Origin of the sequence: uncultured Ruegeria sp. (assembly GCF_947497005.1) — a bacterium.
Lineage (GTDB): Bacteria > Pseudomonadota > Alphaproteobacteria > Rhodobacterales > Rhodobacteraceae > Ruegeria.
The window spans coordinates 200,765-215,118 of sequence record NZ_CANMFF010000007.1; the positions used below are offsets into that span (position 1 = coordinate 200,765).

The 14,354-nt window shown below is 56.5% G+C and carries 16 protein-coding genes; 8 read left to right on the plus strand and 8 right to left on the minus strand.

Annotated features, from left to right (window positions below):
- Positions 1–48: 48 nt before the first annotated feature.
- Positions 49–525, plus strand: a complete 477-nt coding sequence (locus Q0816_RS12090) for a YHS domain-containing (seleno)protein (protein WP_298850753.1) — start codon at positions 49–51, stop codon at positions 523–525.
- 270 nt (positions 526–795) lie between these two features.
- A complete protein-coding gene (locus Q0816_RS12095) occupies positions 796–1,329 on the plus strand; it encodes a porin family protein (RefSeq protein WP_298850755.1) in 534 nt (177 codons plus the stop codon).
- A 50-nt stretch (positions 1,330–1,379) separates the two neighbouring features.
- Here the strand turns inward: Q0816_RS12095 and Q0816_RS12100 are convergent, their stop codons facing one another.
- Positions 1,380–2,363: a quinone oxidoreductase gene (locus tag Q0816_RS12100; protein WP_298850757.1), complete on the minus strand. Its 984-nt coding sequence runs from the start codon at positions 2,361–2,363 to the stop codon at positions 1,380–1,382.
- A gap of 193 nt (positions 2,364–2,556) precedes the next feature.
- On the opposite strand from Q0816_RS12100, the gene Q0816_RS12105 reads away from it, so the two are divergent.
- Complete coding sequence (locus Q0816_RS12105; RefSeq protein WP_298850759.1) at positions 2,557–3,414, plus strand: DUF2189 domain-containing protein; 858 nt, start codon at positions 2,557–2,559, stop codon at positions 3,412–3,414.
- 30 nt (positions 3,415–3,444) lie between these two features.
- Here the strand turns inward: Q0816_RS12105 and Q0816_RS12110 are convergent, their stop codons facing one another.
- Both Q0816_RS12110 and Q0816_RS12115 read right to left on the minus strand, forming a co-directional pair.
- Positions 3,445–4,431, minus strand: coding sequence for an NAD(P)H-quinone oxidoreductase (locus Q0816_RS12110; protein ID WP_298850760.1), 987 nt, complete (start codon positions 4,429–4,431; stop codon positions 3,445–3,447).
- Between the two features lie 61 nt (positions 4,432–4,492).
- On the minus strand, positions 4,493–5,185 hold the full coding sequence (locus Q0816_RS12115; protein ID WP_298850762.1) for a COQ9 family protein: 693 nt from the start codon (positions 5,183–5,185) through the stop codon (positions 4,493–4,495).
- Positions 5,186–5,296: 111 nt separating this feature from the next.
- Here Q0816_RS12115 and rpsU point away from each other — a divergent pair, with 111 nt between their 5' ends.
- Positions 5,297–5,503 (plus strand): 30S ribosomal protein S21, encoded by a 207-nt coding sequence (gene rpsU / locus Q0816_RS12120; RefSeq protein ID WP_005614280.1) that lies wholly within the window; start codon positions 5,297–5,299, stop codon positions 5,501–5,503.
- Positions 5,504–5,855: 352 nt separating this feature from the next.
- Entirely contained in the window at positions 5,856–6,890 is a 1,035-nt protein-coding gene (locus Q0816_RS12125; protein WP_298850764.1) for a CAP domain-containing protein, read from the plus strand.
- A 45-nt stretch (positions 6,891–6,935) separates the two neighbouring features.
- On the opposite strand, the gene ppk2 is transcribed toward Q0816_RS12125, so the two are convergent.
- Positions 6,936–7,853, minus strand: coding sequence for a polyphosphate kinase 2 (gene ppk2 / locus Q0816_RS12130; protein ID WP_298850766.1), 918 nt, complete (start codon positions 7,851–7,853; stop codon positions 6,936–6,938).
- A 256-nt stretch (positions 7,854–8,109) separates the two neighbouring features.
- Here ppk2 and Q0816_RS12135 point away from each other — a divergent pair, with 256 nt between their 5' ends.
- Complete coding sequence (locus Q0816_RS12135; protein WP_298850768.1) at positions 8,110–8,973, plus strand: CPBP family intramembrane glutamic endopeptidase; 864 nt, start codon at positions 8,110–8,112, stop codon at positions 8,971–8,973.
- Positions 8,974–8,976: 3 nt separating this feature from the next.
- Here the strand turns inward: Q0816_RS12135 and Q0816_RS12140 are convergent, their stop codons facing one another.
- Positions 8,977–9,435, minus strand: coding sequence for an Lrp/AsnC family transcriptional regulator (locus tag Q0816_RS12140; RefSeq protein WP_298850769.1), 459 nt, complete (start codon positions 9,433–9,435; stop codon positions 8,977–8,979).
- A 135-nt stretch (positions 9,436–9,570) separates the two neighbouring features.
- Here Q0816_RS12140 and ald point away from each other — a divergent pair, with 135 nt between their 5' ends.
- Positions 9,571–10,689, plus strand: a complete 1,119-nt coding sequence (gene ald / locus Q0816_RS12145) for an alanine dehydrogenase (RefSeq protein WP_298850770.1) — start codon at positions 9,571–9,573, stop codon at positions 10,687–10,689.
- Positions 10,690–10,877: 188 nt separating this feature from the next.
- On the opposite strand, the gene Q0816_RS12150 is transcribed toward ald, so the two are convergent.
- Positions 10,878–11,684, minus strand: a complete 807-nt coding sequence (locus Q0816_RS12150) for a mechanosensitive ion channel domain-containing protein (RefSeq protein ID WP_298850773.1) — start codon at positions 11,682–11,684, stop codon at positions 10,878–10,880.
- Positions 11,685–11,899: 215 nt separating this feature from the next.
- On the opposite strand from Q0816_RS12150, the gene Q0816_RS12155 reads away from it, so the two are divergent.
- Entirely contained in the window at positions 11,900–12,598 is a 699-nt protein-coding gene (locus tag Q0816_RS12155; RefSeq protein ID WP_298850775.1) for a glutathione S-transferase N-terminal domain-containing protein, read from the plus strand.
- A 48-nt stretch (positions 12,599–12,646) separates the two neighbouring features.
- On the opposite strand, the gene Q0816_RS12160 is transcribed toward Q0816_RS12155, so the two are convergent.
- A complete protein-coding gene (locus Q0816_RS12160) occupies positions 12,647–13,093 on the minus strand; it encodes a YtoQ family protein (RefSeq protein WP_298850777.1) in 447 nt (148 codons plus the stop codon).
- Between the two features lie 50 nt (positions 13,094–13,143).
- On the minus strand, positions 13,144–14,229 hold the full coding sequence (locus Q0816_RS12165) for a Hint domain-containing protein (protein ID WP_298850779.1): 1,086 nt from the start codon (positions 14,227–14,229) through the stop codon (positions 13,144–13,146).
- Between the last annotated feature and the right edge of the window lie 125 nt (positions 14,230–14,354).

The following is a 14,354-nucleotide window of genomic DNA, read 5'->3' on the forward strand; positions in this document are numbered from 1 at the left end:
TGCGACACAAGCGCTGCTGAACGGGCTCCATTCACGAAAGGTGAAGCAATGAACAAGTTTAAATCTTTGGTTGGCGGCGTCGCTCTGTCCGTTGCACTGGCAACTTCGGCTCTGGCCGCGGGCGTTGAAATCAACGCAAGCTCGACCGGTCTGGCCATGCAGGGTTATGACCCGGTAGCTTATTTTACAGTAGGTGAGGCCACCAAAGGCGACTACAAGATCACCACACTGCACAACGACGCGCTGTACCGTTTCTCGTCTGAAGAAAACAAAGCTGCGTTCGAAGCGAACCCGGAAGCCTATCTGCCAGCCTACGGTGGCTATTGCGCATTCGGCACCGCGATGGGCTTCAAGTTCGACGGTGACCCGACCTACTGGAAGATCGTCGACAACAAGCTGTACCTGAACCTGTCGAAAGACATTCAGGAACGCTGGGAAGGCGACATCCCGGGCTTCAACGAGCGTGCTGACACCAACTGGGAAGAGATTGCCAGCAAAACTCCTGCGGAGCTGCAAGAGCAATAATCCGCTGAAAATTTCAGACGTGTCGGCGGCGGAGTGTTCCGTCGCCGCATGTCGTTTGAAGACCACTCATTCCTTCCTATCTTTTCAGTATCAGAAGTGCCCGGTTTCAAAGGGCACCGGCGTGACTGTTCAAGTTTCTACGCCAGATCAACGCCAAACCCGGGCTGGAATTCGTAGGTAACACTGATCCGGTAACGCATCCGGGTCGTATTGACCTGCATAAGAGAGCTGCACCTCACCGGAGCAGAGTGACAATCGAAAGGAAATGAGATGACTTTGAAATTGGCTCTCATCACCACTGTCGCAACCTTGGCCGCAGGATCGGCCATTGCGCAATCCTCGGGCAACTGGACCGGGTTCTACGGCGGTCTGCAACTGGGTTATGCCGACGTGGACACCAGCCTATCCGGCGTCGACGGTGATGGCGTAATCGGCGGTATTATCCTTGGCTACGATTATGATCTGGGCGACTGGGTTGTCGGCGGAGGTTTCGACTATGACTGGACTGATGTAAATCTGTCTGGCGCCGCAACCGTTGAAGACGTCTGGCGGCTGAAAGGACGCGCTGGATACAAGGTGAACCCGCAGGGTTTGCTATATGGTACGGCAGGTTACGCCGAAGCCGGTACGGATACCCTCGGCAGCGATGACGGCTGGTTCATTGGTGCAGGCTACGAACAGATCGTGGCCCCCAATGTCAGTATTGGCGGAGAACTTTTGTACCACGAATTCGATAACTTCAATGGAACCAGTGTGGATGTCGATGCAACCACATTGCAGTTTCGGGCCTCTTACCGGTTCTGAAACGCACCAAGCGATCAAAATGGACCCGGCCTTTCAAGCCGGGTCTTGTTTCAAAGGTCCAGAATTGTGCTGCCCGTCGTCTGTCGCGCCTCAAGTGCGCGATGCGCATCGGCAACCTGATCGAGCGCAAAACGCTGATCGATATGTATCTTGACCTCTCTGCCCTCGACCTTGCCGAACAAACGACGCGCCATTGCCTGACACACCGTGTGATCCGCTATATGCGTGAACAAAGTGGGTCGGGTGATCTTGAGTGATCCCTTCTGGCCCAAGATGCCGAGATTGAATGGTGGTACCGGGCCAGAGGCGTTGCCGAAGGAAATCATCATCCCCAATGGTTTCAAGCAATCCAGTGATCCTTCGAACGTGTCTGCCCCGACCGAGTCCATCACCACGTCCACGCCCTGACCCTTGGTAATCTCAGCCACGCGCTCGGCGAAATTCTCGGTCCGGTAATTGATGCAATGCGCTGCCCCGTTAAACCGCGCCAGACTACATTTCTCGTCTGTTCCAGCCGTTCCGATCAGGGTGATTCCTTCGGATTTCGCCCATTGGCAGGCGATCAGCCCCACGCCACCGGCCGCAGCGTGGAACAGTATCGTATCCCCCCGTTTCAGCGGAGTGGTTCGGTGAAACAGATACTCAGCTGTCAAACCCTTCAACATCATCGCCGCAGCGGCTTCGAATGTGATGCCATCCGGCAGCGGGCAAACCTGTGCAGCAGGCATTACGCGGGCCTCGCAATACGCACCGGACGGGGCTGCCGCATACGCGGCCCGCTGACCGGGTTGCAGGTGCGTTACCCCTTCCCCAACCGCCTCAACGACACCCGCAGCTTCCATCCCCAAAGCGTGCGGAAGATCAAGGGGATAAAGACCAGTTCGTTGATATACATCGATAAAATTGAGACCGCAGGCCTGGTGACGAATGCGTATCTCACCCGGCCCGGGGTCACCCAATGGCCTGTCTTCGATCTGCAACACTTCGGGCCCGCCGAACTCGTGAATTACAACTGTCTTCGCTGATGTGTGCATCCTGACCTCCTCTTGCCTGACATCAAGCTAACATGACTGCGAAAAGGGGCAATCCGTCCGATGTCAGAGTGTTGATCAGGATTCCTGCAAATTGTGCTATACTGCAATCAGGCGTTGTCGGCTGGTCCGGCCACGGACAACGATATGCCGGATCCGTTCCGCGGCGCAAAACTCGCCAGGGAAGGGGATGAAAATGGCCAAAACAATCGGAAATCCGATCAGCTGGGCAGCCCAGAATCTGGGCGCGGCCAGCGATCATGTTTCGGAAAGCGTCTCGCGACTGGGCAGTGCGGAAACAAAAGAGCTACCGATGGTGCAGACACTGACTCTGCAAGACCTGCGCGCCTGTCTGCGAGCGGGGTACCGCGACTTTCTCGAAACACGCGCAGATGCCGTGTTCCTTGTGCTGATCTACCCGATCGCTGGGCTGTTGATGTTCGGGTTTGCCCTGAACGTCAACATGGTCCCGCTTTTGGCCCCGCTGGTCGCAGGCTTTGCCCTGATCGGGCCTGTCGCTGCCGTGGGCCTCTACGAAATCAGCCGCAAGCGCGAACAGGGCAGCACAGCGCATTGGCTGGACGCCTTCGGTGTGTTCCGCTCACCATCATTCGGTGCAATTCTTGTATTGGGCTTCTATCTGGTGATGCTGTTGCTGATCTGGCTGATGGCCGCGCAAAGCATTTACACTCATACGTTAGGCCCTGAAGCGCCCGCATCACTTGGAGCATTTGCCGCACAGGTGTTCACTACGGCTGCAGGCTGGACAATGATCATTGTCGGGATCGCCGTTGGGTTTGTGTTCGCGCTGTGCGCGCTTGCTATCAGCGTGGTCAGCTTTCCGTTGCTTCTGGACCGGAAAGTGGGCTTGCCCGTTGCAGTCGTGACATCGTTTCGCGTGTTGCGCCACAATCCCGGTGTCATCCTGACCTGGGGGTTCATCGTTGCGGCCCTTCTGGTTCTGGGTGCCCTGCCGATGCTATTGGGTCTGATCGTGGTGATGCCGGTTCTGGGTCATGCCACATGGCACTTGTACCGTCGCGCGATTGCGTGAACGCCCGGGACAAGCCCGCGCATTCGACACTCAGTCTGTGATCTTCAGAACGATCTTGCCAATATGGCCCGAGCTTTCCATGCGCGCATGGGCAGCGGCAGCCTCGGCCAGATCAAATTCGCTGTCCATGACAGGCGCAACCTTTCCGGCCTCCAACAAAGGCCAAACAGCTTCGCGCAGATCCTGTGCGATCTGTGTTTTAGCCAGATCGCTTTGCGGGCGCAGGGTGCTGCCCGTTAGCGTCAGGCGTTTGACCATCATCAGGGCAAAGTTCAATTCGACCACCGGGCCTTGCAGGAACGCGATCTGCACCAGACACCCATCCTCGGCCAGAGCCTTGACGTTGCGCGGGATGTAGTCGCCGCCCACCATGTCGAGGATCAGGTTCGCGCCACCTTCGGCCCGCATGACCCCTACAAAGTCCTCGTCGCGATAGTTGATCGCTTTTTCCGCGCCCAGTTTGGCGCAAGCCTCGCATTTCTCGTCCGACCCTGCCGTGGCAAAGACGCGCGCGCCAAAGGCATTGGCCAGTTGGATCGCCGTCGTACCAATTCCGCTGGAACCGCCATGAACCAAAAAGCGTTGGCCCGCCTTCAGTCCGCCACGCGTGAACACGTTTGACCAGACTGTGAAAAAAGTCTCAGGCAGGCAGGCCGCCTCTTTCATTCCCATACCAGCAGGGACAGGCAGACAATGGGCTGCGGGTGTGGCGACAAATTCGGCATAGCCTCCACCCGGCAGCAATGCGCAGACCTGATCGCCGACAGACAGCCCTTCGACCCCCGCACCGACCGAGATCACCTCTCCGGACGCCTCAAGCCCCGGCAGGTCGCTTGCACCCGGTGGCGGATCATAGGCCCCAGCGCGCTGCAACGCATCGGGGCGGTTCACACCCGCATAGGCCACTTTCAGCACCACCTGTCCTTCACCGGGTTCCGGAACAGGGCGTTCAGTCAATTGCAAAACATCAGGACCACCCGGTTCGGTGATCTCAACAGCGCGCATCATCTGGGTCATAGGCACCTCCTTTGCGCAATGCCTAGCAGGCATACGGGCCTAGGCCCAGCGCCAAGATGCGCTACTTTCGGGGGTTCAGTGTACCCGGAAGATCGGTTCGCATTTTCACCGGCGCTTTTACGTGACCTGCCAACCAGTTCGGAACCGCCAGAAACGGTTTCAACACCGGATTTTCGCGCACCTGCGCCTTGAGCTTCTCGAACTCCATGACATTTGCAATCCGGCGATCCAGAAATTCCCAAGTCAGTTGATGATCCGGGCTGTCATCACCCAGCCAGAACAACAAAGTCGAGGAATAGACACCCGACAGTGTGGCCCGTTTCGTGTACCAGTTCACGTCATCCGAAGTATCACCCAGCGCGTCCCAGATCAGATCGCAGGTCTGCCAAACGGCTTTGGCGCCATCAGCCGCATGATTAGGTAAAGAGAACAGCGTCATCCCCCGGCGCACCAATTCTTTGTCCTCGACCGCTTGCAACCGGAAGCGCACCGCCGCAGCAATCCTGTCACGGAATTTCAGCCCGCTCAGGTCGTCGGACTTGATGCGAGCCAGCATCGCCTGATCCCCACGCGCGTGATAAGCCAGTGCCAGATCAACCGCGCCGCGCGGGCAGATCGCGCGAGCCAAACCGTCATCCAGGCCGCAGTCGGAAATGGAGGCACGAAAGCTGGTTTCCGACCACCCATCGAAAGGAACATGGTTCAGCATTGCATCCAAAAGCTGCTGTTTTGCATCTTCATACGTGGTCGTCATGGCGGTTCTCCGGTTGTCGGCCCCAGTACTAGACAAGTTAGAACGGCTTTGCTATACGGCCAACTCCTGCAATTTCCTTGCAACTCTATCTAGAAAGGTGGTGACAACCACATGCAGGTTAGTGTTCGCGACAATAACGTCGATCAGGCGCTTCGTGCCCTGAAGAAAAAGCTGCAGCGCGAAGGCGTGTTCCGTGAAATGAAGCTCAAGCAACATTTCGAGAAACCGTCCGAGAAAAAAGCGCGCGAGAAAGCTGAAGCGATCCGTCGTGCCCGTAAACTGGCACGTAAGAAAGCACAGCGCGAAGGTTTGCTCTAAGCGCAGCCCGAAAAGTGGGAACCGGTTTTCGGATCAAGCTTCGCGCGATCAAAACTGGCACTCGCTCGTCCAGCTTTGGATGACACTATTTGACGACCCCCGAGGCATCGCCCGGGGGTTTGTCGTTTCAGGGCTCGGACTTAATCCGCCGACTCGTCCTGTTGGGTGTGCGACAAGCCGCCATTTCAACACCAGCAACATTTTGCCCGGCATTTTGCAGCGCAGCGAATCCCGCATTGGTAGCATCGCCCCGCCAGAATTCGCCTAAAACTCCAGCACCCCTATCTGATCTCCACAAGCCGCATGTAACTGGCCTCGTCCAATCAGACGACACCATAAAACGGAGGCTACCATGTCGACTGCAAGTTCAATCGAGCAAGAAATGCTGACACTTATCAATGCTGAGCGCACATCCCGCGGGCTAAACCCGCTGCAGCTGGAAACCCAGCTAAATGATTCATCCGAAGATCACAGCACGTGGATGCTGGATACGGACATGTTCAGTCACACAGGTTCAGGCGGTTCCAGCGCAACACAACGGATGCAGGCGGCAGGCCTCGATCTGGAAGGCAACTGGCGCACTGGCGAAAACATTGCCTGGCAATCGGAACGCGGCGCACCTGGCATCAGCGATGACGTCGCCCAATTGCATCAGAACCTGATGAACAGCCCGGGACATCGTGCAAATATCCTGAATCCCGACTTTGATTACATCGGCATCGGTATAGAAACCGGTGACATGCAGGGTTTCGATGCAGTGATGGTCACGCAGAATTTCGCTGCAACTGACGCAGCGGTGATGTTGGACAACGGCAATGGCCCGGTTCCACCAGCACCGACCCCACCCGTCGAGGAGGTTGCGGAACCTGAAGAACCGGGAACCGAAACGCCCGACACCGATGTCTCAGAACCCGAGGAGCCGGAAACCGAAACGCCCGATACCGATGTCGCCGAGCCGGAGGAACCAACAACCGAAACGCCCGATACCGATGTCGCAGAACCCGAGGAGCCAACAACCGAAACGCCCGATACCGATGTCGCAGAACCCGAGGAGCCAACAACCGAAACGCCCGATACTGATGTCACAGAACCCGAGGAGCCGGGAGTTGAAGAGCCGGATAGCGGGTGTTTTGACGTCGCTGCCTTCCTCGCCGAATTGGAGGCGTTCATTGAAGCCCTTCAGGCGCGTTTCGATCAGTTTGACTGGGAAGACGATGACATGATGCCTTCTGACAGTGACGAGGGCGACATGGAAGTCGTTATGGTCGAAGACACAGACCCGTCTGACGATGCCATTGACGCCTGCTCGGGCACAGAAGGAGAAGACGCTGGAGACATCTATGTGTTCAACTTCTACGACTCAGGCTGCATGATGGAAGCCGCCTGATAATGTAACGGAGCGGGGCAGACACTCTGCCTCGCTCCACCTTCGTCAATAGATTTTTGGCACGTACAACTCGTCCGGCAACACGCGGCGCTCATATTCCGGGTTGTAACGGCGGTCAGGCAAATCGACCTTTTCCTGTGGCACATCCGTATAGGGCACCCTGGTCAATAGGTGCTCGATACAATTGAGCCGCTCGCGCTTTTTGTCATTGCCTTCGACGATGTACCAAGGGGCCTCGGGAATGTTGGTGCGAAAAAGCATGTCCTCTTTCGCCTTGGTATAGGATTCCCAGCGGATGCGGGATTCCAGATCCATCGGCGACAACTTCCATTGTTTCATCGGATCGTGAATCCGCATGAGGAATCGTAACTGCTGCTCTTCATCCGTGATCGAGAACCAGTATTTCAGCAGTATGATTCCTGATCGCACAAGCATCCGTTCAAATTCGGGAACGTCCTGAAAGAATTGTTCAACCTGATCCTCAGACGCAAAGCCCATCACCCGTTCAACTCCGGCCCGGTTGTACCAGGAGCGGTCGAATAAAACGATCTCACCCGCGGCAGGCAGATGCGGCACGTAACGCTGGAAATACCACTGACTTTGTTCGCGGCGGCTGGGTGCCGGCAAGGCGACCACGCGCGCGACACGCGGGTTCAAACGCTGAGTGATCCGCTTAATCACGCCCCCCTTGCCCGCACTGTCTCGGCCTTCAAACAGAATACAAACCTTGGCCCCAGTGTGTTGAACCCAGTCCTGAACCTTGATCAGTTCGGCCTGCAGGCGCAGCAGGTTGCGGAAATAAACCTTGCGATCCAGCATGTCCGGATGCTGCTGCTGATAGATTTTCCTGACTTCCATCGACAGCATCGGCTCGCTGAATTCAATTTCGAAATCTTCGTCGAGCGTGTCTTCCAGCTCAGCTTCAAGCCAGTCTTTGGGGATGCCATTGTTTTCGTAAGCCAAGGTCTGCTCCTTCTCAGTCTTCGGGTCCGGACCATATCGGGCCTGTGTGACCCCCTGATGTCATCCGAGAAATTGATGCCGGGGCAACGACTCCTGCAACTGTTGTCAAACCTGCAAATCAGATCCAGCGCGGATATACGGTCTTTTACCTGAATTTGTACGTCTGATCCGCAGGATACAAGCGTCAGAATTGACGCAAGGCGTCACGCTTCAGCTCGGCGACTTGCATTGCCTTGTTTTTGTGCGGCAATACAGGATGCCAGCAACAGATGAGATCACTGTGACGTTCTTTCTTTCCCTGATGCCCACGATCTGGCCATGGCCGATCCTGATCGTGGCGCAAGTAATGGCGCTTGTGGGACGAACTGGCGTCGCTTTTTCTCTTCTGGTTTTGTTTATCAGCATTGTGTCGGCTGTCGGACTTATTTTGCCTGTGGCAATTGCGGTGGTGGCCTTTGGTTTGGTCGGAGCCTCTTTGCTTCCACATCTGAAAGGCGCGGTTGCGGTCATCGGACACGCGTTGTTGATCCTTTGGTGTCTGGCCATAGGGGCGCACCTGCTGCCGGGCTTCAAAAACTTGAAAGTTCTGGATCAGGTTCAAGCAGGTGTTGGCAGCACGGACTTCACCCTGCACCTGAATTTGGACAAACCCTTGGTCTTTTTTGCCATTCTTCTGGCCTGGCCCAGAATGCTACATGGCGCCACTCAAACCAAACTCGTTCCTTTGCTGGCAGGTTTGTTGCTCCTGCCCAGCCTGTTTCTCTTGGGTCTTTCCTTAGGCGCAGTGCAACCGGAATTTTCGGTCCCGCCCTGGTGGCTGGTGTTTGCTCTGTCCAACCTTTTTCTGACCTGCCTGGCGGAAGAAGCCTTTTTTCGCGGCTATCTACAGTCCGCAATCACGTTGCGTCTGGGGGCCATTGGTGGCGTGGTGACAGCCAGCCTGCTGTTCGGACTGGCCCATTTCGCCGGAGGTCCAGCGCTTGTGGTCTTCGCTTCCATTCTCGGGCTGGGGTGTGGATTGGGGTATTACGCGACCGGGCGATTTTGGGTACCCGTGGCCATGCATTTCGGATTCAACCTGACCCATCTGCTGCTGTTCACCTATCCCGGCCCAGCCTAATGGTCAGACTGGCAAGGCCGTGGTCTTGAACACGGTACGCAACGCAAACGAGCTTTGCATTTGCGCCACCCCGGGCAAGCGCGACAGGTATTGCCGATGGATACGGGCGAAATCTTCGGTGTTTTCCGCAACGACTTTCAGAATGTAATCGGCTGTACCGGCCATCAGATGACATTCCAGCACATCCGGTATCCGGGCCACCGCCTTTTCAAACGCATCCAGAACCTCTTCGGCCTGACCTTGCAACGTGATCTCGACAAAGACCGTTGTCGGCACGTTCATCTTCCGTGCATCCAGTAGAGCCACGTAGTTGCGGATATAACCGTCTACCTCCAGCCGCTGAACGCGCCGGTGGCAAGCGGACGGAGACAGGTTGACCCGTTCAGACAACTCCGAATTCGACATTCGACCGTTTTTCTGAAGCGCGGCCAGAATCTTGCGATCAGTCGTATCCAAGCTCATTCATGCAAATCCTTTGCGAGATTTCTCTACATTACGCGAGATTCTTCCAAAGAAAAATCCATTGGCACGTTTTCTTTCACAGAAATTGCGCCGCGGACTGCACATAATTTAAGCAGAGAATGAACGGAGAACCTCATGAAAATCGGTTGCCCTAAGGAAATCAAACCTCAGGAATTTCGCGTCGGGATGACACCCAATGCCGCTCAGGAAGCTGTGGCACGCGGACACGAAGTCCTGATCGAAACCGGCGCAGGCATCGGCGCGGGCTTCGACAACGACGCTTATGTTGCGGCAGGCGCGCATATCGTCGACACGGCGGAGGAGGTGTTTGCCACTGCCGACATGATCGTCAAGGTCAAGGAACCTCAGGCCGGGGAACGCAAGATGCTGCGCGAAGGGCAGTTGCTGTTCACCTACCTGCACCTGGCTCCGGATCCGGACCAAACACATGACCTGTTGGAATCGGGTTGTACGGCAATCGCCTATGAGACCGTAACCGATGCCAGCGGTGGCCTTCCCCTGCTGGCTCCGATGTCCGAAGTCGCCGGACGCCTGGCACCTCAGGTCGGGTCCTGGACACTGCAAAAGGCCAATGGCGGTCGTGGCGTTCTGATGGGCGGTGTACCCGGTGTCGGCCCGGCCAATGTGGTCGTAATCGGCGGCGGTGTCGTTGGGACGCATGCCGCCAAGATTGCCGCAGGCATGGGTGCGGATGTCACGGTGCTGGACCGGTCTCTGCCGCGTCTGCGCTATCTGGACGATGTGTTCGGCGGAACCTTCAAGAACCAATATTCCACAGCAGGCGCTACAGCCGAGCTGATCCAGGATGCCGATATGGTCATCGGTGCCGTTCTGATCCCGGGCGCTGCGGCTCCGAAACTTATCTCGCGCGCTCAACTGTCGACGATGAAACCCGGTGCGGTGCTGGTTGATGTCGCCATCGACCAGGGCGGGTGCTTTGAAACATCAAAAGCCACCACCCATGCCGACCCGATCTATGACGTCGATGGCATCATGCATTACTGCGTCGCCAACATGCCGGGCGCGGTGGCGCGCACCTCGACCATCGCATTGGGCAACGCCACGATGCCGTTCATGCTGTCGCTGGCCGACAAGGGTTGGAAACAGGCGTGTCAGGACGACCCGCATCTGCTGGAAGGCCTGAACGTCCATGCTGGCCAACTGACTTACTATGCTGTCGGCAAGGCCCTTGGCATCGACGTGGTTTCGCCCAACGTGATCGTAAAGTCGTAAATACTCCCGCCTCTGAAATCGCTATTGAAAAGCGATTTCCAGCGTTGGGCATGGCGCCACGCCATGGGCGTGGCGCGGTCGGTTCTAAAAGGACGGTTTGAACAAAGTAAAGGGCACCGCGCCTCAGCGCGGTGCTCGGCCCAACGGAAGGAGGGCATTTCGAATGCCCGATCGACGGGCGGGAACCTTCACCCCTGTTTCTGGATTTCCACCGAATGCGGATAAGGGATCGAGATATTTTTGTCGTCAAAGGCTTCCTTGATCGTTTTCGTAAGCTCAAATTTGACGTCCCAGTAGTCTGGCGCCGAGCACCATAGACGCGCCGTCAGATCCACCGAGCTGTCGCCCAGATTCGTCACCCGCACCCACGGCTCGGGATCGCTGTGGATCCGGCTGTCGGCTTTGGCCACATCCAGAATAGTCTGCATGGCCTTGTCGGCGCTGTCGCCATAGTCGATACCGAACACGAGATCGACGCGGCGCGTGTCATGGGCAGAATAGTTTGTAATGATCGAACCCCACGACTGACCGTTCGGGACAATGATCTGCACGTTGTCTGGCGTTACCAACTCGGTCGTGAACAGGTTCAGGTCCTTTACGGTACCCGACGTGCCACCAATATCTACATATTGGCCCAGCTTGTAGGGCCGGAACACCACCAGCATCACACCGGCTGCCAGATCGCTGAGTGTACCTTGCAGCGCCAGACCAATGGCCAGAGACGCGGCACCCAAAACGGCGACGATACTGGTGGCTTCGATCCCGAAGATTCCCAGGACGGCAACCAGAACCATGACCAGAATGACCCATTTGACCAGGCTCGCCACAAAGTTCCCTAGTGTGGGATCAATATGCGGTGTCGAATTGATCCGACGGCGCACCATGCCACCGATTGCCCCAGCCACAATCCAGCCCAGGATCAGAACGACAAGCGCCTTGACCGCATTCATGATCAGCGGGGCATATGCTCCCACCTGTGTAACGACCTCATCCACGCGCATCTCCTTTCAACAGCAAGAAACCCGCGAAATTTTCGCGGGGGTCGGCGAATTGTGAGGCAAGATTGCCTGCGGGTCTAGGTGCGAGTTTCGGTGGTTTTCCCCGTTGTTCGCCAGAAAACATGGCCTGACCGGAAATGCACATCCCAAGGGGCTTACATGACCACGGATTGATCCCTAGCTTTGACGGGACATCGAAACAGGAGCTTTCAATGCTGGATACCAAACCCCATCCGATCATGGCCCGCTGGCCCGCGCAATCCCCGGATAAGATCCAACTCTACTCCTATCCGACCCCGAACGGCGTCAAAGCGTCGATCATGCTTGAAGAAACCGGCCTGCCCTATGAGGCTCATCTGGTGACGCTTGCGGATGCGGATGTCAAAAGCCCCGAGTTTCTGTCACTGAATCCAAATAACAAAATCCCTGCTATCGTCGATCCCGATGGTCCGGACGGTGAACCGCTTGCCCTGTTCGAAAGCGGTGCAATACTTCTGTACCTGGCCGAGAAGTCGGGCAGGTTCCTGGGACAAAGCGCAGCAGACAAGCATCGCATTACCCAGTGGCTGATGTTCCAAATGGGCGGGGTGGGGCCAATGTTTGGCCAGCTGGGATTTTTCTACAAATTCGCTGGCAGCGAGATCGACGACCCTCGCCCGCGCGAACGGTATATCAACGAGGCCCAGCGTCTGCTGAACGTGGTCAACACGCAACTGGACGGGCAGGATTGGATCGCAGGCGAGTATTCCATTGCGGATATCGCCCTTGCTCCGTGGCTGAACGCATTGGAATTCTATGGCGCGAAAGAGGTTGTAGGTTGGGACGACTACGCTAACGTCGTCGCTTATGTTGACCGTTTCATGCAGCGCCCGGCTGTTCAGCGCGGCAAGAACATACCTGCGCGCGCTTAAACGGTATCGCACTGGAAGGGTACCGAAACAGGCACCTTTTTTCACAGCTTAGCCCGGCAGCGTGCCGGTCAGCACGTATCGCAGGATTTCGACCACCTGCGCGGGCTCCTCGGCTACGGCCAGCGCCGCGGCATCAACTTCTTTCAACGCGTGCTGATGGTCGGGGCCGTGCAGCACAATGATGGATTTTCCCAGCGCTGCGGCATATCCCGCGTCAAAAGCTGCGTTCCACTGTTTGTACTTGTCCCCGAACCGGACAACGACCACATCGGCATCCGCGATGCCTTTGCGGGTCCGGATCGCGTTGACCATGGCACCCTTGTGGTCGTGCCAGTATTTGTTCGGTTCAGCCCCCAGAATGGTAACGCCGCAATCGTCGCTGGCGGCGTGATCCGTGACAGGGCTGTCAAATGTGATGTCCAGCCCTTGAGCACCTTCGGTGATCTGCTCACGCCAGTCCGTGTGAATTTCGCCGGAAAGATAAACTTTCAACATCTCTTATCACCTTGCATTATGGAAAACCTGCGCAACAGGCTTTCGGCCCGTCATGCACATTCTGTTTCACCGGAGGTCAGCGTCAATCCCCGTTTCAATATTTTACTGACCAGAAATCGCAGCTCGGACCCTTTTCGCGGAATCAGCGCCGCTGGAGCGGGGACATGGCCATCCTCCAGGATCGCAGGCAAAACCTGTCTGATTTCGGCCTTCTGTGCCTCTGTAAGAGCCTGAACTGCCACGGGACCCGCATAAAAGCTTTCGGCGGGACATCCCTCGGCGCACAGCGCCTGATGGGATTCCATCAGAATGTGGTAGTATTCGATTTCCCGGATCGCCTCATCCAGAAAGACCCCGGGTACATCCAGCAGGTCCGTTGCCGCGATCAGCACATCGCGCGCGTCGAACATTTGCTGCGCCAACTCTGACGAAATCAGAATCCTGTGCTGTCTGGATACCACCAGGTCCTGACGTGGCAGCCCATCACCAAGCGCACCGGCGCTAATCCGTACCGGTCGCGTGTACGGTTGTTCGTCAAAGTCCCCGGATGTCCGCTTGTCGTGACCGATCCACGCGATTTTCTGCGCGCCCTGGTCCCGCGTTTGCAGAAAATCTCCGGGTTTCAGATCCTCGACTGGACGAGCCGTGCCATCCGGCAACGCGATCCGCATGCCTTTCGCAAAGCAAAGCTGGGCCACCAGATCCACATGTTCGCGGGTGCCATCCGTTGACGTCCTTACCAACGGGCCGACCGTATAGGTCACACCCGGTGTCATCTGACCGTCAGAGAAAAACCCGATATCGTCCCGCCCGATACCTGTACTGCCCTGAAACGCAGTGTCAAAAGCGTGTGCTGCATACAAGCGGAACGAACTGCCGTCGCTGCCGGTGACTTCGAAATAGTGGTTCACGCCAACGAAATTGCGGGTGATACCCAGATCAGGATCAGCCGAATCCAGATTGACCAGATTGCCGATCTCGGTATTCGGCGCCACATCGTTGATGAAGTTATCATCATCGGTGATGGTGATATTATCGATGCCGTTACCTTTGATGTATTCAAAGGTGTTCCCGGTTGCGATCGGGCCTGATAAATCCTCGCCCACCCGATAGACTGTGAACGTGGTGGTAACCATCAAACTCTCCAAAAGTTAATGACCGGTATCCAGCGTATCAGCAGCTGCGCAGCCGACTAACCGGATCTCGGTCAAAATGTTGTTATTTCTAAAAAACTTACCAGAAACCATCAAAGGGGGCGGCG

Bases quoted from the DNA above. Each gene is read 5' to 3' on its own strand.
- Q0816_RS12090 (WP_298850753.1), top strand. From the start codon at position 49: ATGAACAAGTTTAAATCTTTGGTTGGCGGCGTCGCTCTGTCCGTTGCA.
- Q0816_RS12095 (WP_298850755.1), top strand. From the start codon at position 796: ATGACTTTGAAATTGGCTCTCATCACCACTGTCGCAACCTTGGCCGCA.
- Q0816_RS12100 (WP_298850757.1), bottom strand. From the start codon at position 2,363: ATGCACACATCAGCGAAGACAGTTGTAATTCACGAGTTCGGCGGGCCC.
- Q0816_RS12105 (WP_298850759.1), top strand. From the start codon at position 2,557: ATGGCCAAAACAATCGGAAATCCGATCAGCTGGGCAGCCCAGAATCTG.
- Q0816_RS12110 (WP_298850760.1), bottom strand. From the start codon at position 4,431: ATGACCCAGATGATGCGCGCTGTTGAGATCACCGAACCGGGTGGTCCT.
- Q0816_RS12115 (WP_298850762.1), bottom strand. From the start codon at position 5,185: ATGACGACCACGTATGAAGATGCAAAACAGCAGCTTTTGGATGCAATG.
- rpsU (WP_005614280.1), top strand. From the start codon at position 5,297: ATGCAGGTTAGTGTTCGCGACAATAACGTCGATCAGGCGCTTCGTGCC.
- Q0816_RS12125 (WP_298850764.1), top strand. From the start codon at position 5,856: ATGTCGACTGCAAGTTCAATCGAGCAAGAAATGCTGACACTTATCAAT.
- Q0816_RS12135 (WP_298850768.1), top strand. From the start codon at position 8,110: ATGCCAGCAACAGATGAGATCACTGTGACGTTCTTTCTTTCCCTGATG.
- Q0816_RS12140 (WP_298850769.1), bottom strand. From the start codon at position 9,435: ATGAGCTTGGATACGACTGATCGCAAGATTCTGGCCGCGCTTCAGAAA.
- ald (WP_298850770.1), top strand. From the start codon at position 9,571: ATGAAAATCGGTTGCCCTAAGGAAATCAAACCTCAGGAATTTCGCGTC.
- Q0816_RS12155 (WP_298850775.1), top strand. From the start codon at position 11,900: ATGCTGGATACCAAACCCCATCCGATCATGGCCCGCTGGCCCGCGCAA.
- Q0816_RS12160 (WP_298850777.1), bottom strand. From the start codon at position 13,093: ATGTTGAAAGTTTATCTTTCCGGCGAAATTCACACGGACTGGCGTGAG.
- Q0816_RS12165 (WP_298850779.1), bottom strand. From the start codon at position 14,229: ATGGTTACCACCACGTTCACAGTCTATCGGGTGGGCGAGGATTTATCA.